Origin of the sequence: Pseudomonas sp. Colony2, from assembly GCF_019382755.1 — a bacterium.
GTDB lineage: Bacteria > Pseudomonadota > Gammaproteobacteria > Pseudomonadales > Pseudomonadaceae > Aquipseudomonas.
On record NZ_CP080030.1, the window covers coordinates 1,770,396 to 1,788,844 of the forward strand.

Annotated in this window: 13 protein-coding genes; 5 read left to right on the top strand and 8 right to left on the bottom strand. The window is 62.2% G+C overall.

Annotation, left to right across the window (positions count from 1 at the left end):
• Nucleotides 1–3: 3 nt before the first annotated feature.
• The 7 genes from JV201_RS07600 to JV201_RS07630 form a co-directional block, all read right to left on the bottom strand.
• Entirely contained in the window at nucleotides 4–2,712 is a 2,709-nt protein-coding gene (locus tag JV201_RS07600; RefSeq protein WP_219406699.1) for a nitrate reductase, read from the bottom strand.
• Nucleotides 2,712–3,029: a nitrite reductase small subunit NirD gene (gene nirD, locus JV201_RS07605; protein ID WP_003215022.1), complete on the bottom strand. Its 318-nt coding sequence runs from the start codon at nucleotides 3,027–3,029 to the stop codon at nucleotides 2,712–2,714. The genes JV201_RS07600 and nirD overlap by 1 nt, the downstream gene beginning before the upstream one ends.
• The gene (nirB, locus tag JV201_RS07610; protein WP_177008970.1) at nucleotides 3,026–5,479 is read right to left on the bottom strand and encodes a nitrite reductase large subunit NirB; all 2,454 of its coding nucleotides are present in this window, start codon (nucleotides 5,477–5,479) and stop codon (nucleotides 3,026–3,028) included. Before nirB ends, nirD begins: the two co-directional genes overlap by 4 nt.
• 232 nt (nucleotides 5,480–5,711) lie before the next feature.
• Nucleotides 5,712–7,382, bottom strand: a complete 1,671-nt coding sequence (locus JV201_RS07615) for a bifunctional protein-serine/threonine kinase/phosphatase (RefSeq protein ID WP_219406700.1) — start codon at nucleotides 7,380–7,382, stop codon at nucleotides 5,712–5,714.
• A complete protein-coding gene (locus JV201_RS07620; protein ID WP_003215029.1) occupies nucleotides 7,382–8,593 on the bottom strand; it encodes a NarK/NasA family nitrate transporter in 1,212 nt (403 codons plus the stop codon). The genes JV201_RS07615 and JV201_RS07620 overlap by 1 nt, the downstream gene beginning before the upstream one ends.
• Nucleotides 8,594–9,672: 1,079 nt before the next feature.
• Nucleotides 9,673–10,248, bottom strand: coding sequence for an ANTAR domain-containing response regulator (locus JV201_RS07625; protein WP_003219125.1), 576 nt, complete (start codon nucleotides 10,246–10,248; stop codon nucleotides 9,673–9,675).
• A 12-nt stretch (nucleotides 10,249–10,260) separates the two neighbouring features.
• Nucleotides 10,261–11,460: a CmpA/NrtA family ABC transporter substrate-binding protein gene (locus tag JV201_RS07630; RefSeq protein WP_003219123.1), complete on the bottom strand. Its 1,200-nt coding sequence runs from the start codon at nucleotides 11,458–11,460 to the stop codon at nucleotides 10,261–10,263.
• A gap of 236 nt (nucleotides 11,461–11,696) precedes the next feature.
• Between JV201_RS07630 and sctC the strand changes: the two genes are divergently transcribed.
• The 4 genes from sctC (at nucleotide 11,697) to JV201_RS07650 (ending at nucleotide 15,283) form a co-directional block, all read left to right on the top strand.
• Entirely contained in the window at nucleotides 11,697–13,160 is a 1,464-nt protein-coding gene (gene sctC / locus JV201_RS07635; protein WP_219406701.1) for a type III secretion system outer membrane ring subunit SctC, read from the top strand.
• A gap of 169 nt (nucleotides 13,161–13,329) precedes the next feature.
• A complete protein-coding gene (locus JV201_RS07640; RefSeq protein WP_023659087.1) occupies nucleotides 13,330–13,707 on the top strand; it encodes a winged helix-turn-helix domain-containing protein in 378 nt (125 codons plus the stop codon).
• Nucleotides 13,704–14,171 (top strand): transglycosylase SLT domain-containing protein, encoded by a 468-nt coding sequence (locus tag JV201_RS07645; protein WP_003219119.1) that lies wholly within the window; start codon nucleotides 13,704–13,706, stop codon nucleotides 14,169–14,171. The genes JV201_RS07640 and JV201_RS07645 overlap by 4 nt, the downstream gene beginning before the upstream one ends.
• An 86-nt stretch (nucleotides 14,172–14,257) precedes the next feature.
• Nucleotides 14,258–15,283 (top strand): quinone-dependent dihydroorotate dehydrogenase, encoded by a 1,026-nt coding sequence (locus JV201_RS07650; protein ID WP_003219118.1) that lies wholly within the window; start codon nucleotides 14,258–14,260, stop codon nucleotides 15,281–15,283.
• Nucleotides 15,284–15,403: 120 nt separating this feature from the next.
• On the opposite strand, the gene rmf is transcribed toward JV201_RS07650, so the two are convergent.
• Entirely contained in the window at nucleotides 15,404–15,619 is a 216-nt protein-coding gene (rmf, locus tag JV201_RS07655) for a ribosome modulation factor (protein WP_002553055.1), read from the bottom strand.
• A gap of 531 nt (nucleotides 15,620–16,150) precedes the next feature.
• Here rmf and rlmKL point away from each other — a divergent pair.
• Entirely contained in the window at nucleotides 16,151–18,415 is a 2,265-nt protein-coding gene (gene rlmKL / locus JV201_RS07660; RefSeq protein WP_003219107.1) for a bifunctional 23S rRNA (guanine(2069)-N(7))-methyltransferase RlmK/23S rRNA (guanine(2445)-N(2))-methyltransferase RlmL, read from the top strand.
• Nucleotides 18,416–18,449 lie beyond the last annotated feature (34 nt).

Below are 18,449 nucleotides of genomic sequence, written 5' to 3' on the forward strand. Positions count from 1 at the left end.
GCCTCACACTCTGATCGCGATTGGCTGCTTGCCACTCGCCAATAACCGTTTGATTTCCGGCACACAGGAGCCGCATTGCGTGCCGCAACCCAGTTCCTGCTTCAGCCCGTTCAGGTCCAGGCCCCGGGCAATGCCGGCGCAGACCGCGCTTTCGCTGACGTTCTTGCAGTTGCACAGCGTCTTGTTGCTGCTTGAGCCGCCCCCCGGTGGCGCACTCAATGGCGCCAACAACCAGCGGCGTAACTGCTCATCGGTGCGACCTTCCAGCCACAGGCTTTGCAGCCAGTGGCGAGCCAGGGTTTCGCCAGCCAGGCGGATCGCGGTGATACGGCCTTTTTCAATCTTTACCCGCTTGCCAATGGAGCGCCGCGGGTCGTCGTACGCCATCACGGGGCCGTCGTTGAGGCCCAGCAGTTGGTCGATCTGCTTGAGCAGTTCAAGGGCGGGCGCCTCGTGATGCGCCGCACGAATCAGCAGGGCAGGCCGCTCGCGTCCGGTCAGGCTCAGGCTGACGTAGGCAAAGCCGTCACACAGCGGTCGCAACGCTTCGAAGTGTTGCTGCACATCGCCTTCAATCAGCGCAAACAAGTGCCAGGGCAGCCGCACCGCCTCCAGGCGCACGCCGCTGTGCTTGAGTTCCGGCTGTTTGGACAGCGGGTCGAATGCCGGCTGGGTCAGCGCATTTACGCCGCCTTTAAGAAAACGGTCGCCCCAGTGCATCGGCAGGAAAGCCTGGCCGGGACGCACGCTGTCATCGCTGCCGACGGCCACAATCACGCTGCCGCGCCGGCTTTTCAGGCTGACCAGATCCCCTTCCTTCAAGCGATGGCGACGCAGTTCGTCCGGGTGCAGGCTGAGCACTGCTTCACTGACATGGCCGAACAGATGCGCAGCGGTGCCGGTGCGGCTCATGCCATGCCATTGGTCCCGCAGGCGGCCGGTGATCAGGGTGAGTGGGAAGCGCGCGTCACGCTGCTCCTTGGCGGCGCGATAAGGGTCGGCGACAAAGTGCGCGCGGCCAGTCTCCGTAGGGAAAAATCCGTCGGTGTACAGCCTTGGTGTTCCGCCCACCGCATCGGCCGGGAATGGCCATTGCTGCGGGCCTATCCGGTCCAGCAGCGCGTGGCTGATACCCGACAGGTCCAGGTCCCGGCCACGGGTCAGCAGCTTGTATTCATCAAAGATCTGTGCCGGTTGCTCAAAGGCAAAAAGCCCCGGTTTTCCGGGACAAAGACGCTGCTCCAGGCGTTGGGCAAAATCCACGGTGATTGCCCAGTCCGGCCGCGCTTCCCCGGGTGGGGCGATGGCTCGGCGAACGTGGGAAATGCGCCGCTCAGAGTTGGTCACTGTGCCTTCCTTCTCGCCCCAGCTCGCGGCTGGCAGCAACAGGTCGGCGTAACGCGCCGTTTCGGTTGTACGAAAGGCTTCCTGTAGCACCACGAACGGACACGCTTCCAGGGCCTGGCGCACGGTGTTCTGATCGGGCAGGGATTGGGCGGGGTTGGTGCACGCGATCCACAAGGCCTTGATCTTGCCGGCCTGCATCTGTTCAAACAATTCGATGGCGGTCAGCCCGGTGCTGGCCGGCAGTTGGTCGACCCCCCAATACGCGGCTACTTCTGCCCGATGTTCGGGGTTGGCAGCCTCACGATGGCCAGGCAGTAAATTCGACAAACTGCCGGTTTCCCGCCCACCCATGGCATTCGGCTGACCCGTCAGGGAGAAAGGTCCGCAGCCAGGGCGGCCGATGGTGCCGGTCGCCAAATGCAGGTTAATCAAGGCGCTGTTCTTCGCGCTGCCGGCGGTGGACTGATTGAGCCCCATGCACCACAACGACAGAAAACTCGCCGAGGTGCCGACCCATTCCGCACACAGGCGCAGTTGCTCGACACTGATCCCGCACAACTGCGTGACCATTTGCGGTGTGTAGTCGTGAACCAGGCGTTTGAGTTCGACCAGGCCGTCGGTATGGGCCTGGATAAAGTCGCGGTCGATCCAGTCTTCCCACAACAGCAAGTGCAGGATCCCATGGAACAATGCGACATCCGTACCCGGCAAAATCGCCAGATGCAGGTCCGCCAAGTCGCAGGTGTCGGTGCGCCGGGGATCAATTACCAGCATTTTCATCTGTGGCCGGCGGGCCTTGGCTTCCTCCAGGCGTCGGAACAACACCGGATGCGCGTAGGCCATGTTACTGCCGACGATCATCACGCAGTCGCTCGACTCCAGGTCCTCGTAGCTGCACGGTGGCGCGTCGGCCCCCAGGCTGCGCTTGTAGCCGACCACCGCCGAAGACATGCACAGCCGCGAGTTGCTGTCGATGTTGTTGGTGCCCACCAGCGCCCGCGCCAGTTTGTTGAAGCTGTAGTAATCCTCGGTCAGCAACTGCCCGGAAATATAGAACGCGACGCTGTCCGGCCCGTGTTCAGCGATGGTTTCGACAAACACGTTCGCCGCGTGCTCCAGGGCGGTATCCCAGTCGGTGCGGCTGCGGGCCAGGCCTTTGCCCAGCCGCAGTTCCGGGTACAACGCGCGGGCCGCGAGGTCTCCGGTGAGGTGCAGGCTGGAGCCCTTGCTGCACAATTTTCCGAAGTTGGCCGGATGACTCGGATCGCCACTGACGCCGAGGATCTGCGAGCCATCATGCTCGATCAGTACGCCGCAACCGACCCCGCAGTAGCAGCAGGTGGACGCGGTGGTCTGGCGGTTCATCAACCGGCGTCCCGCAGCGCCAACATCACCCGGCCGTTTTCCACACGGGCCGGGTGGTGATGGGCGCAGCCGACGTCCGGTGCCTGGGCCTCCCCGGACTCCAGGTCGATCTGCCAGTTGTGCAGCGGGCAGGCCACGCGCTTGCCGTAGATCAAGCCTTGGGACAGCGGGCCACCCTTGTGCGGGCAGCGGTCGTCGAGGGCGAAAACCTCGTCGTCACTGGTACGAAAAATCGCGATGTCGCCTTTTGGCCCGCTGATGATGCGCGAGCCCAGGGCGTTGATTTCTTCGAGGGCGCAGATATCCAGCCAGTTCATGCCGGCACCTCCAGCAGTTTGACGGGGATGGTGTCGAATTCCTTTTTCAGCAGCGGCTGTTCCAGGCGTTCTTTCCACGGGTCCTGCTCGAACGACAGGGAAAATTGCAGGCGTTCATTCAGCGCCTGGCGCCGCGCGGGGTCTTCCAGTACAGCCTTCTTGATGTGCTCCATGCCGACCCGTTGCAGGTAGTGCACGGTGCGCTCCAGGTAGAAGGCTTCTTCCCGGTAGAGCTGTAGGAAAGCGCCGTTGTATTCGCGCACTTCTTCGGCGGTTTTCAGCTTGACGAAGAACTCGGCGACCTCGGTCTTGATCCCGCCGTTACCGCCGATGTACATCTCCCAGCCGGAATCGACGCCGATGATTCCCACGTCCTTGATCCCCGCTTCCGAGCAGTTGCGCGGGCAGCCGGACACTGCCAGCTTGACCTTGTGGGGCGACCACATATTGAACAGGTCATGTTCCAGCTCAATCCCCAGTTGCGTCGAGTTCTGCGTACCAAAGCGGCAGAACTCGCTGCCGACGCAGGTCTTCACGGTGCGGATGGATTTGCCGTAGGCGTGGCCGGATGGCATATCGAGGTCTTTCCATACGCCGGGCAAGTCCTGCTTCTTGATGCCGAGCAAATCGATGCGCTGCCCGCCGGTGACCTTGACCATCGGCACGTTGTACTTGTCGGCCACATCAGCGATGCGCCGCAGTTCCGACGGATTGGTCACACCACCCCACATCCTTGGGACTACCGAGTAGGTGCCGTCTTTCTGAATATTGGCGTGGGCGCGTTCGTTGATCAGGCGCGATTGCGGATCGTCTTTTGCCTCGCCGGGCCAAGTGGAGATCAGGTAGTAGTTGAGTGCCGGGCGGCAGGTGGCACAGCCGTTCGGGGTGCGCCAGTTCAAGTAGCTCATGGTGCCGGCGATGGTCAGCAGGTGCTGGTCGCGGATGGCCTGGCGGATTTGCCCGTGGTTGAGGTCGCTGCAGCCGCAGATGGCTTTTTCGCTTTTCGGTTTGACGTCCGCCGCGCCGCCCACGGTGTTGATCAGGATCTGTTCCACCAGCCCGGCGCAGGAACCGCAGGAACTGGCAGCCTTGGTGTGCTTCTTCACGTCGTCGACGCTGAACAGACCGTGTTCCTGAATCGCCTTGACGATGGTGCCCTTGCACACGCCGTTGCAGCCGCAGACTTCGGCGGTGTCGGCCATGCTCATGGCTTTGTCCTGGCCTTGGTGGCCTACATCGCCCAAAGCATTTTCACCGAACATCAGGTGATCGCGGATCTCGCCAATGGCATGGTTCTCACGGATCTGCCGGAAATACCAGCCGCCGTCAGCCGTATCGCCGTACAGGCAGGCGCCGACGAGGATGTCGTCCTTGATCACCAGCTTCTTGTACACACCGCCAATCGGGTCGGAAAGCGTGATGGTCTCCGTGCCTTCGCCGCCCATGAAGTCCCCGGCGGAGAACAGGTCGATGCCGGTAACTTTCAATTTGGTCGAAGTCACCGAGCCTTGATAGCGCGCGAAACCCAGTTGGGCGAGGTGGTTGGCGCAGACCTTGGCCTGCTCGAACAGCGGTGCCACCAGGCCGTAGGCAATCCCGCGATGGCTGGCGCATTCGCCGATGGCATAGATGCGCGGGTCGTAGGTTTGCAGGGTGTCGTTGACCAGAATCCCACGGTTGCACGGGATGCCGGATTTTTCCGCGAGTTCGGTGTTGGGGCGGATGCCCGCAGCCATCACCACCAGGTCGGCGGGGATCACATCGCCATTCTTGAATTGCACCGAGCCGACGCGGCCGTTGCCAGCGTCATGCAGCGCCTCGGTCTGCTCCTTCAAGCGAAACACCAGGCCACGGCTTTCCAGTTCGGTTTGCAGCAACTGGCCGCTGGTCTTGTCCAATTGCCGTTCCAGCAGCCACTCGCCGATATGCACCACGGTCACGTGCATGCCACGCAGCATCAGGCCGTTGGCGGCCTCCAGGCCCAGCAGGCCGCCGCCGATGACGACCGCGTGCTTGTGGGTCTTGGCGGTGTCGATCATGGCCTGGGTGTCGGCGATGTCGCGGTAGCCGATCACACCCTGCAACGTATTGCCCGGGATCGGCAGGATAAACGGCGTGGAGCCGGTGGCGATCAGCAGGCGATCGTACTCGGCCTCGCTGCCGTCTTCGGCGATGACTTTGCGTTTGACCCGGTCGATCTGCACCACTTTGCGGTTAAGCAACAGCTTGATGTTGTTATCGAGGTACCAACTCAGGTCATTGAGCACGATCTCTTCGAAGGTCTGCTCACCGGCCAGCACCGGCGACAGCAAAATGCGGTTGTAATTGGTGTGGGGCTCGGCGCCGAAAACGGTGATGTCGTACAGGTCGGTGCTCAGCTTGAGCAATTCTTCAAGGGTGCGAACCCCGGCCATGCCGTTGCCGATCATCACCAGTTTGAGTTTCTTCATGTCGTTCTCCGCAGTGGCTCGACAAATCGTGCGCAACAAAAAAAGGCGTCCCCGCTACGTAAGTAGCGAGGACGCCTTTGTCCTGGTCCCGTTCTCTCGGGAAGCCCGACCTTCGACGTTGAAGGTGCGGCTATATGTGTGTTGATGGGAAAGCTAATGCAGCGGTTGTGCCAAGTAGGATTTTGGCTGGTTTTGCTAAGTGAGGCGGTGATGTATCAAGAAATTTCGCCTCTTAGTGGTGCAACAGCCAGTACAACAGCACCAGATTGATCAGCAGCGACAGCACGGCCAACGTTTGCCAGACCTTCAGCGGTTCGCGCTCCAGCAGCGGTTTTGGTCGCGTGCTCAACTCGCGGCGATCCGCCTGCTCCAGTACCAGCAACCATTCCTCGGCAGTTTCATAACGTTGCTCGGGTTGCGCGGCGACTGCGCGCTCCAGGCTCTGTTGCAGCCAGTCGGGCAGGTCGGGGCGGTAGCGGCTGGCGCCGACAAGCGTAGTGAACCTAGGACGCTGGAAAGCTTCGATTTCGCCGTAGGGGTAATGCCCGGTGAGCAGGTAATACAAGGTCACACCGACGCTATACAAGTCCTGTTGCGGGGTAGGGCGTTCGCCGTTGAAGGCTTCCGGGGCGATAAAGCTTGGCGTGCCAGGCAACAGGTGCGCGCGATCCTCCGAAAGCCCGGGGCAGTAGGCCAGGCCGAAGTCCAGCACACGCAAGTCGCCATCCTCTCCCAGCAGCAGGTTTTCCGGCTTGATGTCGCGGTGCAGGATCTGCCGGCGGTGCAGCAGCCCGACGGCACGCAACAGGCGCTCGGCCAGGGTTTGCCACTGCGCCAGGGGCAATGGGCCCTGGTGCTTGAACAGTTCGGCCAGGGTTTGGCCGGAGTATTCACGCATCACGTAGTACAAATGCTGACGGCCACTGGCTGGATGGACTTCAGGAAACGCGCGGCCGGCGACCCGGCGCAGGAACCATTCCTCTGACAGCAATGCCTGGGCGGCGAACACGTCATCGTCGTGGCTGAGCGGCAAGGTCTTCAGCAGCCACGCCTGTTGATGGGCATCGCGCACCCGATAGAGCAAGGATTGGCGGCTTTGCCCCAACAGCGACTCTACGTGCCAGCCTTCGAAGCGCTGGCCGGGTTTCAGGGGGGGCGGCAGGGGCCATTGCTGCAACTGCACCAGCGCATCGCCGAGGGTGGCGGCGCCAAGCTGGTCGACGCGGACCAGCAGGGCGCTGGCGTTGTCCTGGCTACCGGCCAGGTGCGCGGCGCTGACCAGGGTGTTTACCGCGAGGTCCAGGTCCGACTGTTCCCGCAGGATTGCGCTGATGTTGTTGTCATCCAGGGTCGCCCACACGCCGTCGCTGAGCAGCAGGAAACACTCGCCTGCCCGCAACTCGCCGTCGAGGAAATCCAGCACCAGATGCTGATCCAGGCCCATGGCGCGCTTGAGCACATGCTGCATGCCCGGTTGCTCCCACACATGCTCCTGGCTCAGGCGCTGCAACTGGCCATCGAGCCAGCGGTACACCCGGCAATCACCCACATGGGCCAGGGTGAAACGCTGGCCGCGAAACACCAGGGCGCTGAGGGTGGTCAGCAACGGCTGGCCGCCGCCATTGGCTTGCAGCCAGCGATTCTGGGCCACCAGCAAGCGTTCCAGGGCCTGGGCCACGCCCCAGGTTTGCGGCGTGGCGTAATAGTCCAGGGCCAGGGCTTGCAAGGTCGAGCGTGCAGCCAGTCCGCCATCGGCGCATTGGCTGACGCCATCGGCGATGGCACACAAGTAGCCTTTGCTGGCGGCCAGCTCCGGGGCGGGAGTGACCAGGCGCAAGGCGTCCTGGTTTTCCTGCCGTGGGCCGGTGGCGCTGGCTTGGGCGAAGCTCAGTTGCAGGCTCATCAGACCCGTGCAGCCGTCACCGCAGCCGAGCCCCAGGTGGTTCTCCAGCGACGCTTGACGCCGTACAGGCCGAACCAGGCCAGCACGCCCAGGCTGGCGAACAGCCACAGCGCCAACTGATAGCTGCCGGTGCTTTGCTTGATCGCGCCCATGCCCGCCGCCAGGGCGAAACCGCCGATGCCGCCGGCCATGCCGATCAGGCCGGTCATCACACCAATCTCGCGGTGAAAGCGTTGGGGCACCAGTTGGAAGACTGCACCGTTACCGGCACCCAAACCGAGCATGGTGCACACAAAAAGCGCCAGTGCTGCGTAGGAGCTTGGCAGGTTGAACCCCACCGCCGCGATGCAGATCGCTGCCACGCCGTACATGCCGAGCAGGGTGCGAATCCCGCCGAAACGGTCGGCCAGGGCGCCGCCCAAAGGCCGCATCAGGCTGCCGCCGAATACGCAGGCGGCGGTGTAGTAGCCGGCGGTGACCGGGCTCAGGCCGTATTGGTCGTTGAAATAGCCGGGCAGGGCGCTGGCCAGGCCGATGAAACCACCGAAGGTCACACTGTAGAAGAACATGAACCACCAACTGTCGCGGTCGCCCAGGGCTTTGAAGTAGTCGGCCATGGACTTGGCCTTGGGTCGTTGCGGGGCGTTGCGGGCGAGCCAGGCGAAGACGATCAGCGTCAGGATCAGCGGGATCAGTGCGAAGCCGAACACATTGCTCCAGCCAAACGCGGCGGCGAGTACCGGTGCCAGCAGGGCCGCGAACACCGTCCCGGAGTTGCCGGCGCCGGCGATGCCCATGGCCTTGCCCTGGTGCTCGGCGGGGTACCACTGGGAGGCCAGGGGCAGGGCGACGGCGAACGAGGCTCCCGCCATGCCGAGGAACATGCCCAGCAGCAGGGCTTGCTCGTAGCTGTGGATTCCGAGTTTCCAGGCGACGAACAAGGCGCCGATGACAATCACCTGGCCGATCAGGCCGGCGGTCTTGGGGGAGAGTTTGTCGGCGAGCATGCCCATCAGGAACCGCAGCACTGCGCCGGCCAGGATGGGGGTGGCGACCACCAGGCCGCGTTGTTGGGTGGTGAGGTGCAGGTCGGCGGCGATTTGTACCGCCAATGGGCCCAACAGGTACCAGACCATGAAGCTCAGGTCGAAATACAGGAACGCGGCGAACAGGGTCGGGGTGTGACCGGATTTCCAGAAGCTTGATTTCATCACGCACCTCAGCGGTAAGGGGTCTTATGAGAAGGCCTGGTGATGGAACGGCTGTGGCCGCCCCATCGGCCCCGGGCTATGGGGCCAAAACGAAAAAACGCCGCCACCGGGTTCGCTGGGGCAAACCGGGTGTGCGACGTCTTTGTCGTGGAGGGGGCAACCGCCGTTGGCTACCTGTGGGGATTCTTTAGCAAGAGGTGGGCCAACAGGGGGTGGGGGCGTTGTGGTGTGGTGTGGTGTGGTGTGGTGTACATATCCGTTGCTGCGGTAACGGCGGCTTAGGGTTCCGCTCTTACAGCGGGTCACTTTTGGCAAACGCCCCAAAAGTAACCAAAAGGTCTTTGCCCCACCACTCGGTGCCTCGCTTAGGCTCGGCATGCCCGCACTCCGGCACGGTTCCGCGGGCCGCCGCGACGGGCCATCCATGGCCCGGCGCGGCTAAATCGGCATCCCTGCCGATTTACCCGCTCCACCGTGCCTACTTGCGGCCATCGTGGTTAACGGGGCCCGCAGATCAAAATCAAAAGCAAGAGCACAGCGGCCTACCGGCCGGCTTGAGTGTTAAAAGCAAAGACCAGAGCGAAAACAGATCTGCTTTTCTGTGGGAGCGGGCTTGCTCGCGAAAAACCTGAGAGCGCCGCGTTTATCCAGAATGCCCGCGTCATCGTTAACGACCTTCGCGAGCAAGCCCGCTCCCACATTTTTGACCGTGCCCGCTTTAGATTTTGATTTGGCTTTTGCTCTTCAACACTCAAGCCGGCCGGGAGGCCGCTGTGCTCTTGCTTTTGATCTTGATCTTGATCTCAGGCGCCCCGTTAAACCACGCTGGCCGAACGCAGGCTTTGGAGCGTGGGTAACCTGGCAGGACGCCAGGTTAGCCGTCCTGGGCCAGGGATGGCCCATGACGGCGGCCCACGGTCCAAAGCCGGAGTGAGGGCACACCGAGCCTAGGCGAGGTGCCGAGTGGTGGGGCAAGAGCGTTTTGCTTACTTTTGCGCTGTTCAAAAGTGAGCCGCCGTAAGGGCGGTACCAATAGCGGCCGTTACCTAAATAACGGATATACACCCCGCCCCCCCCTCTCACCCCAACAACTCACTCATCGCAATAATCTGCTCCGCCACCTGAATCAGCTTCTGCTGCCGACTCATCGCCTGACGCCGCATCAGCGTGTAGGCCTCTTCCTCATTACACCCCTTCATTTTCATCAACAACCCCTTGGCCGTTTCGATCCGCTTGCGTTCGGCCAACTGCTGATCCCGCGCCTGCAACTGCGCGCGTAGCGCCTGGTCACTCTCGAACCGCGCCATCGCCACATCCAGAATCGGCTGCAACCGCTGCGCCTGAATCCCCTCGACAATGTAGGCACTCACCCCGGACTTGATCGCCTGACGCATCACCCCCGGATCATGCTCATCGGTAAACATCACAATCGGCCGTGGCTGGTCGCGACTCACCAGCACCACCTGCTCCATCACATCGCGTCCCGGCGACTCGGTATCGATCAAAATCACGTCCGGGCGCACCGCTTCGACCCGCGCCGGCAAGTCGATCGTCAACCCCGATTCATCGATCACCTCAAACCCGGCCTCGGTCAACGCAGCCTTGAGCCGACCGACCTTGCGCGGTGTGTCATTGATCAACAGGATTCGTAGCATGGGTTCCTCCTGTCAGCGCAAGGCCTGGCGGCTGGCAACATCTGCCATGGCATGCAGGCGAAAGCTGCGGGCATACCCGGCCGGGTCCGAACCGTCCCAGATTTTTCCGTCGATCAACTGGCTGCTGCGCATGGCCTCGCCACCGGCAGGCACGCCCACGGCGCTGGCCGCCTGGCGATAGATGTCCAGTTGTTGCACACGCCGGGCAACGCCGAGGTAGTCCGGGTCCTCCCGCAGCAGGCCCCAGCGGCGGAACTGGGTCATGAACCACATGCCATCAGACAGGTAGGGCAGGTTCACCTCGCCGTCGCCATAAAAACGCAGCGCGTGGGGATCCTGCCAGTGGTTGCCGAGGCCGTCATCGTAGTCGCCGAGCAGGCGCGGTTCGATGCAATCGAGCGGGGCGTCGAGGTACTGCGGGGCGCTCAGCAACTGTGCAGTGGAGCGGCGGTTTTCCGTGCTCTGTTCGATAAAACGGCTGGCCTGCAGGATCGCCATCACCAGTACCCGGGCGGTATTGGGGTATTGCTCGACAAATGCCTGGGTGCAGCCGAGGACTTTTTCCGGATGGTCCGGCCACAGTGCCTGGGTGGTGGCCAGGGTAAAGCCCTGGTTCTGCTTCACCGCACTGGCGCACCAGGGCTCGCCCACACAAAAGCCGTCGATGCGCCCGGCTTGCAGGTGCGCAACCATCTGCGGCGGCGGCACCACCACACTGTCCACATCCTGCAGGGGATGAATGCCCTGGCTGGCCAGCCAGTAATACAACCACATGGCGTGGGTACCTGTGGGAAAGGTCTGGGCGAAGGTGAGTTTTGTTCGGCTTTGGTGCACGTGGCGGTCCAGTGCCTCAGGACTGGTCACCCCCAGCTGTTGCAAGCCACGGGACAGGTTGATGCTCTGGCCGTTCTGGTTCAGGCCCATCAGCACCGCCATATCGGTGGGTGCCACGCCGCCGATGCCCAGGTGCACGGCGTAGATCAGGCCGTACAGGCTGTGGGCGGCGTCCAGTTCGCCGCTGACCAGGTTGTCCCGCAGGCTGGCCCATGATGACTGGCGCCTGAGATTCAAGGTCAGGCCATAGGGCTGGGCGAAGCCCTGGGTGGCGGCGACCACCACCGAGGCGCAATCGCTCAGGGCCATGAAACCCAGGTTGAGGCTGCTCTTTTCCGGGGCATCGCTGCCGTTGACCCAAGCCAGGGGATCACTCATCAATACGTACCTTTCATAAAAAAACGCCGTTCCGTCGGGTACTCAGAAGAAGAGCCCGGGGTAACGACGTCTGTGTCCTTGAGCCCGTTCCGCCGTTGGCGCGAGCTGCGATAGACAAGGCAAAGCAAGGCACATGCCACGATGCGCACAGGATGGGTTGGGCGTCAGCTTTCCATCAGGATTGAAATCGGCCTGCCTCGCAGTATGGCCGCTCTTTCAGCCCGGGCCATGCAGGCATGTTCAGCCACCTTCACCGTTTCTCGACGCTGCTTTTCGGCCTGCTGCTGCTGGGCAGCCCCGGCGCGTTCGGGGGCTCCTACCAGGCCCGTGATGAAAGCCTGCACACTTTTTTTACCGCGTTGTCCCTGCCGCTGGGGCAGCCGATCGTTGTCAGTCAGGCGGCAGCTCGCAAGCGCATCAGCGGGGCGTTCGATTTCGACTCGCCCCAACCGCTGCTGGAGTCGGTCGCCCAGCAGCAAGGCCTGATCTGGTACACCGATGGCCAGGTGCTTTACCTCTATGACGCCGACGAGGCGAAAAGCTCGGTAGTGACCCTGCGGCATATCTCGGTCGACCTCCTGCGTGGGTTCATGCGCCGTTCGGGGCTCGAAGAGGCGCGCTACCCGCTGCGTGCGAGTGGGGCGCGGGTTTTCTACGTGTCCGGGCCGCCGAACTATGTCGACCATGTGCTGCGCCTGGCCCAACTGATGGACCGCCAGCGTGCGGAACTGCGCCTGGGGCCGCAGCGGATCGGGGTGGTGCAGGTGCTCAACACCCACGTTGCAGACCGCGAGTACAACATGGGCGACAGAACCGTCACGGTGCCGGGCATGGCATCCATGATCGAAAAACTGCTGGCCGTCGAGCAGGAGAGTGCGTCCCCGCGGCAACCCGGATTACTGGCCGACAAGAATATCTCGGTGCTGGCGTACCCGGACACCAACAGCCTGCTGATCAAGGGCAAGCCCGCGCAGGTGAGCTTTATCGAAGGTCTGGTGGCAGAACTGGACGTACCGAAGCGCGCGGTGGAGGTTTCGATGTGGCTGGTGGATGTGGACCGCGATGAGCTCAAGAAGATCGGCGCGACCATGCACAAGGGGGCGGACAAGCCTTCAGCTACCCGGGTCATGGCACCCATCGAGGACGAAGCATTCATGCAGCGGATCACCGCCTTGGAGTTGCGCAGGCGAGCGAGGGTCACGACGTTGCCGGTGATTCTCACCCAGGAGAATGTGCCCGCGGTTTTCAACGACAACCAGACGTTCTATCTGCCCCGGCCGGGTGAAGACCACGACGAATGGCAACCGGTGGTCTTTGGTACGCAGGTCAGTGTTCTGCCGCGCTTTGCCGAGGCGAATGAAATCGAGATGCTGCTCACCGTCGAGGATGGCCGCCAGATGGGCAAGGCTGCCAGTCGCGACAAACCCTCGGCGGGGGTGGAGCGGATGGGGATCAACACGGTGGTGCGTGTGGCTCCGGGCAGGCGATTGCTGGTGGGGAATTTTCAGCGCGATACCGGCACAGCCTTGCTCGGACGCTACAACGGGCCCATGGCCAACAGTGTGCGATTGTTTGTGATTCAGGCGACGGCGGTCGCAAGTGTGCTGCATACCGCTGCCGAGCCGGGGCAGGCGCCGCCGTTGACGCGCTCCCAGCATGAGCAGGTGAAGCGGGCATTTACCCGGGTGACCGAAGGATAAGAACGTTGGTGGCGCCCCTGGGCGGGCATCGTCGAAAGGTCCTACGTGCCCAGTCTGAAAAAATCAGTGCCTATGGGGTTTTTTCCTCTCCTATACAGCGAGTGGGCTTTTTATAGTCGCGACCTTCAGGAAACCAGTGTTGGAAGGTGAGTTGGGTGCGGAGGTACGAATGGCCGTGGTGAACGATGGGGTACTGGCTACCCCCATGGTCTTTGAGCGCTGGACGTTGCACGGTGACGGTAGATTGACCAGTGAAGACTCGGATATTCAACTGCCGCCCAAGGAGTGGCAGGTGTTGCGCCTGTTGCTGTCCTCGGCCGGAGTGCTGGTGACCAAGGACCACTTGCTGGAACAGGCATGGCCCCATAACGAGGCCACGGAAGAGTCCCTGACCCGTTGCATCTGTTCGCTGCGCAAATATTTGAAGGGCGGCAAGGGTCTGATCAAGACGGTATACGGCAAAGGGTACCGGGTGACCTGTGCGGTCAGGATGACCAGCCTGACGGTGGGCGCTGTCTGTTCCACCTGCGGTCGGGGGCAGGCATGAGCAGCGCCCGGTGCAAGGGGGCGCTGCTGCTGATGCTCACGCTCGGCTTCGGCAATGAAGCCCGGGCGTATTGCTGGGCCGAGGCTGCCAGCCGATACGGCATGGAGCCGGAATTGTTGCAGGCCATCGCCGCGGTGGAGTCGGGCTACCGCGCCAAGGCCATGAATTACGCCAACAACAACGGCACCCGTGATATCGGGCTGATGCAGATCAACAGCATTCACCTGCCGCGCCTGCTCAAGGAGGGCATTACCGAGCAGCGCTTGCTGGATGAGCCTTGCCTGTCGGTGGAGGTGGGGGCGTCGATCCTTGCCGACTTCGTCAAACAGTTCGGCTACAACTGGACAGCGATCGGTTCCTACAATGTGGGCGGCGGGCCCGGGCCTCAGCGTGAGGCCCTGCGTCTTCGCTATGCGCAAAAAATCTGGGCCCGCTATGAGGAACTGATGACGCACCGTAACTGACGATTGGACGGCACGCCTCGCATGCAGCCCGTCACCCCGGCTATAATCGCCGCCACCTTTCGCCGCCATCCGAGTCAAGCCCGCCCATGTATACCCTGGCCCGCCAGCTGTTGTTCAAACTCTCTCCGGAAACTTCCCACGATCTGTCCCTGGACTTGATCGGTGCCGGTGGCCGCCTGGGGCTCAATGGCCTGGTGTGCAAGGCCCCGGCGAAAATGCCGGTGTCGGTGATGGGGCTCGATTTCCCCAACCCGGTAGGCCTGGCTGCGGGTTTGGACAAAAACGGCGCGGCCATCGACGGTTTTGCGCAGCTGGGTTTTGGCTTTGTCGAAATCGGCACCGTGACCCCACGGCCGCAGCCGGGCAACCCGAAGCCGCGGATCTTCCGCCTGCCGGAAGCCGAGGCGATCATCAATCGCATGGGCTTCAACAACCTGGGTGTGGATAACCTGCTGTCACGGGTTCAGGCGGCGAAGTACACCGGTATCCTCGGGATCAATATCGGCAAAAACTTCGACACGCCGGTGGAGCGTGCGGTGGATGACTATCTGATTTGCCTGGACAAGGTCTACGCCCACGCCAGCTACGTCACGGTCAACGTCAGCTCGCCTAACACCCCGGGCCTGCGCAGCCTGCAGTTTGGCGACTCCCTCAAGCAACTGCTCGAAGCCTTGCGTCAGCGCCAGGAAGATTTGGCTGTGCGCCACGGCAAGCGTGTGCCCCTGGCAATCAAGATTGCCCCGGACATGAACGACGAAGAGACCGTACTGGTGGCCCAGGCCCTGGTGGATTCGGGCATGGATGCGGTGATCGCCACCAACACCACCCTGAGCCGCGTCGGTGTCGAAGGCCTGGCGTATGGTGACGAAGCGGGCGGCTTGTCCGGTGCGCCGGTACGCGACCAGAGCACCCACATCGTCAAGGTGCTGGCGGCCGAGTTGGCAGGGCGCTTGCCGATCATTGCCGTGGGTGGCATCACCGAGGGCAAGCACGCGGCCGAGAAAATCGCCGCCGGCGCGAGCCTGGTGCAGTTGTACTCCGGCTTTATCTACAAGGGCCCGGCGTTGATTCGCCAGGCGGTGGATGCGATTGCGGCATTGCCGCGCGGCTGACAACAGGCAATAAAAAGGGCTCCTTGAAGGAGCCCCTGGGCCGAAGCCCGCCGCCCGGATGGGGCGTGCGTGGTTAAGTGGTTGCGTATTCGTGCTGGTGTCGGAATTAAATGCCCTTGATTAGCCGACGGCGTGAAGTTCGTTGAGTCTGTGGATTCCCGCAGTGCCAGTCATACCGTCCCAGTTGTCGCCGCGTCCTTCTCGCCAGCCGTTGATCCAGGCTTGGCGTACCGACGGTAGAGTAAATGGGCAAAGCTCACGGGATTTGCCATGAACGCCATATTGATATCCGCGTAAAAATGCTCTTTCCAACGGATCACGCTTAAGTCTTCTCATAGGGTGTTTCCCTCACTTGTTGACTGTCTTGATATCCTTCGGCCTCGTCCGAGGCCGGGCAGAGTTTTTCTGCCGTTGGTGCGCTCGCTGCCGGCGTGGCGAGCTATGTGTCGGCGTCGTTACGGCGCCAACCTGTGTTGAGTTCTAACCAATAGGTCACATGGATTCAATGATCGTTTTGTCATAAGCACGTAACGATAATGATGCTATAGCCATAAGCTGGGATGGCTTTTCGCCCCTTTTGTTGGGCAAACCCAGCTATGATGTGCCCTTCAAAGAGGACGGGTTTAATCCTTTAGTGAGAATGTCCGCCTGTTGCAGGCGGTTATTATTCGACGAAGGGTCGGAATGTTTCTTCTTGTTGCTTCAAATACTTGAACTGCCCCGTCGATAAAGGCCCGAAAGGCCGGTAGCCGGGGTGGAACGGCACATTCGTGCCACACGAGCGTTCTTCAAGAAAAGCGCTTGATTGAAAACCGAACGCGCGATGCGTCGCCCGTTCACTTATTGCTGAAAAGCCTGGAATGCCCCATGTCGGACCGTTTTGAACTCTTCCTCACTTGCCCCAAGGGCCTCGAAGGCCTGCTGATCGAGGAAGCCGTGGGGCTTGGCCTTGAGGAAGCCCGCGAGCACACCTCGGCCGTGCGCGGCATGGCCGACATGGAGACCGCCTACCGCCTGTGCCTCTGGTCGCGCCTGGCCAACCGCGTGTTGCTGGTGCTCAAGCGCTTCCCGATGAAGGACGCCGAAGACCTGTACCACGGGGTGCTGGACATCGAGTGGGAAGACCACATGCTCGCCGACGGCACCCTGGCCGTTGAATTCAGCGGCCATGGCTCTGGCATCGACAACACCCACTTCGGCGCGCTGAAGGTCAAGGATGCGATTGTCGACAAGCTGCGCACCCCGACCGGCGAACGTCCATCCATCGACAAGATCAACCCGGACCTGCGCATCCACCTGCGCCTGGACCGTGGCGAAGCGATCCTTTCCCTTGATTTGTCCGGCCACAGCCTGCACCAGCGCGGCTACCGCCTGCAGCAGGGCGCGGCACCGTTGAAAGAGAACCTGGCGGCGGCGATCCTGATTCGCTCCGGCTGGCCGCGCATCGCTGCCGAAGGCGGCGCGCTGACGGACCCGATGTGCGGCGTCGGTACCTTCCTGGTGGAAGGCGCGATGATCGCCGCCGACATGGCGCCCAACCTGAACCGTGAGCTGTGGGGTTTCACCGCCTGGCTTGGCCACGTTCCGGCGCTGTGGAAAAAACTTCACACAGAGGCCAGCGAACGTGCCGCCATCGGCATGGCCAAGCCACCGCTGTGGATTCGTGGTTACGAGGCGGATCCTCGCCTGATCCAGCCCGCCCGTAACAACATCGAACGCGCAGGCCTTAGCCACTGGATCAAGATCTACCAGGGCGAAGTCGGTACCTTCGAGCCGCGTCCGGACCAGAACCAGAAAGGCCTGGTGATCTGCAACCCGCCGTATGGCGAGCGTCTGGGTGATGAAGCCAGCCTGTTGTACCTCTATCAGAACCTCGGCGAGCGTCTGCGCCAGGCGTGCCTGGGCTGGGAAGCGGCGGTGTTCACCGGTGCTCCGGACCTGGGCAAGCGCATGGGCATCCGCAGCCACAAACAGTATTCGTTCTGGAACGGCGCCTTGCCGTGCAAATTGCTGCTGATCAAGGTCACCCCGGACCAGTTCGTCACCGGCGAGCGTCGCACCCCGGAACAACGCCAGGCCGAGCGCGAGCAAGCGGCCTACGACCAGGCGCCGACCGAGCCGCAAGAGCGCCAGTACAACAAGAACGGGAATCCGATCAAACCCGCCCCGGCCCCAGTGGTCGAGCAGGCGCGCTTGAGCGAAGGCGGGCAGATGTTTGCCAACCGCCTGCAAAAGAACCTGAAACTGCTGGGCAAGTGGGCCAAGCGCGAAGGCGTCGATTGCTACCGTGTGTACGATGCCGACATGCCGGAATACTCCATGGCCATCGACCTGTACCACGACTGGGTCCACGTCCAGGAATACGTGGCGCCGAAGTCGATTGACCCGGAAAAAGCTTCGGCACGCATGTTCGATGCCCTGGCGGCCATTCCCCAGGCGCTGGGCATCGACAAGAACCGTGTGGTGGTCAAGCGTCGCGAACGCCAGAGCGGCACCAAGCAGTACGAGCGCCAGAGCGCCCAGGGCAAGTTCACCGAGGTCAGCGAAGGCGGCGTCAAGTTGCTGGTCAACCTGACCGATTACCTGGACACCGGCCTGTTCCTCGACCACCGTCCAATGCGCATGCGCATCCAGAAAGAGGCGGCCGGCAAACGCTTCCTCAACCTGTATTGCTACACCGCCACCGCCAGTGTGCACGCCGCCAAGGGTGGCGCGCGCAGCACCACCAGCGTCGACCTGTCGAAGACCTACCTGGACTGGGCGCGCCGCAACTTCTCCCTCAACGGTTTCTCCGACAAGAACCGCCTGGAGCAGGGCGACGTGATGGCCTGGCTGGAAGCCAGCCGCGATGAGTTCGACATGATCTTCATCGACCCGCCGACCTTCTCCAACTCCAAGCGCATGGAAGGCATCTTCGACGTGCAACGCGACCACGTGCAGTTGCTGGACCTGGCCATGGCGCGCCTGGCACCGGGCGGCGTGTTGTACTTCTCGAACAACTTCCGCAAGTTCCAACTGGAAGACAACCTCGTCGAGCGGTATGCCGTCGAAGAGATCAGCGACAAGACCATCGACCCGGATTTTGCGCGTAACGCCAAGATCCATCGGGCGTGGAAAATCACCGCGCGCTGATCACTGCGTTCTGAAGCCGCAGGCCCGGATCATT

Excerpts from the sequence above, each read along its gene's own strand:
- JV201_RS07600 (WP_219406699.1), bottom strand. The coding sequence starts at position 2,712 with ATGAACCGCCAGACCACCGCGTCCACCTGCTGCTACTGCGGGGTCGGT.
- nirD (WP_003215022.1), bottom strand. The coding sequence starts at position 3,029 with ATGAACTGGCTGGATATCTGCGCCCTCGAAGAAATCAACGCCCTGGGC.
- nirB (WP_177008970.1), bottom strand. The coding sequence starts at position 5,479 with ATGAAGAAACTCAAACTGGTGATGATCGGCAACGGCATGGCCGGGGTT.
- JV201_RS07615 (WP_219406700.1), bottom strand. The coding sequence starts at position 7,382 with ATGAGCCTGCAACTGAGCTTCGCCCAAGCCAGCGCCACCGGCCCACGG.
- JV201_RS07620 (WP_003215029.1), bottom strand. The coding sequence starts at position 8,593 with ATGAAATCAAGCTTCTGGAAATCCGGTCACACCCCGACCCTGTTCGCC.
- JV201_RS07625 (WP_003219125.1), bottom strand. The coding sequence starts at position 10,248 with ATGCTACGAATCCTGTTGATCAATGACACACCGCGCAAGGTCGGTCGG.
- JV201_RS07630 (WP_003219123.1), bottom strand. The coding sequence starts at position 11,460 with ATGAGTGATCCCCTGGCTTGGGTCAACGGCAGCGATGCCCCGGAAAAG.
- sctC (WP_219406701.1), top strand. The coding sequence starts at position 11,697 with ATGTTCAGCCACCTTCACCGTTTCTCGACGCTGCTTTTCGGCCTGCTG.
- JV201_RS07640 (WP_023659087.1), top strand. The coding sequence starts at position 13,330 with ATGGCCGTGGTGAACGATGGGGTACTGGCTACCCCCATGGTCTTTGAG.
- JV201_RS07645 (WP_003219119.1), top strand. The coding sequence starts at position 13,704 with ATGAGCAGCGCCCGGTGCAAGGGGGCGCTGCTGCTGATGCTCACGCTC.
- JV201_RS07650 (WP_003219118.1), top strand. The coding sequence starts at position 14,258 with ATGTATACCCTGGCCCGCCAGCTGTTGTTCAAACTCTCTCCGGAAACT.
- rmf (WP_002553055.1), bottom strand. The coding sequence starts at position 15,619 with ATGAGAAGACTTAAGCGTGATCCGTTGGAAAGAGCATTTTTACGCGGA.
- rlmKL (WP_003219107.1), top strand. The coding sequence starts at position 16,151 with ATGTCGGACCGTTTTGAACTCTTCCTCACTTGCCCCAAGGGCCTCGAA.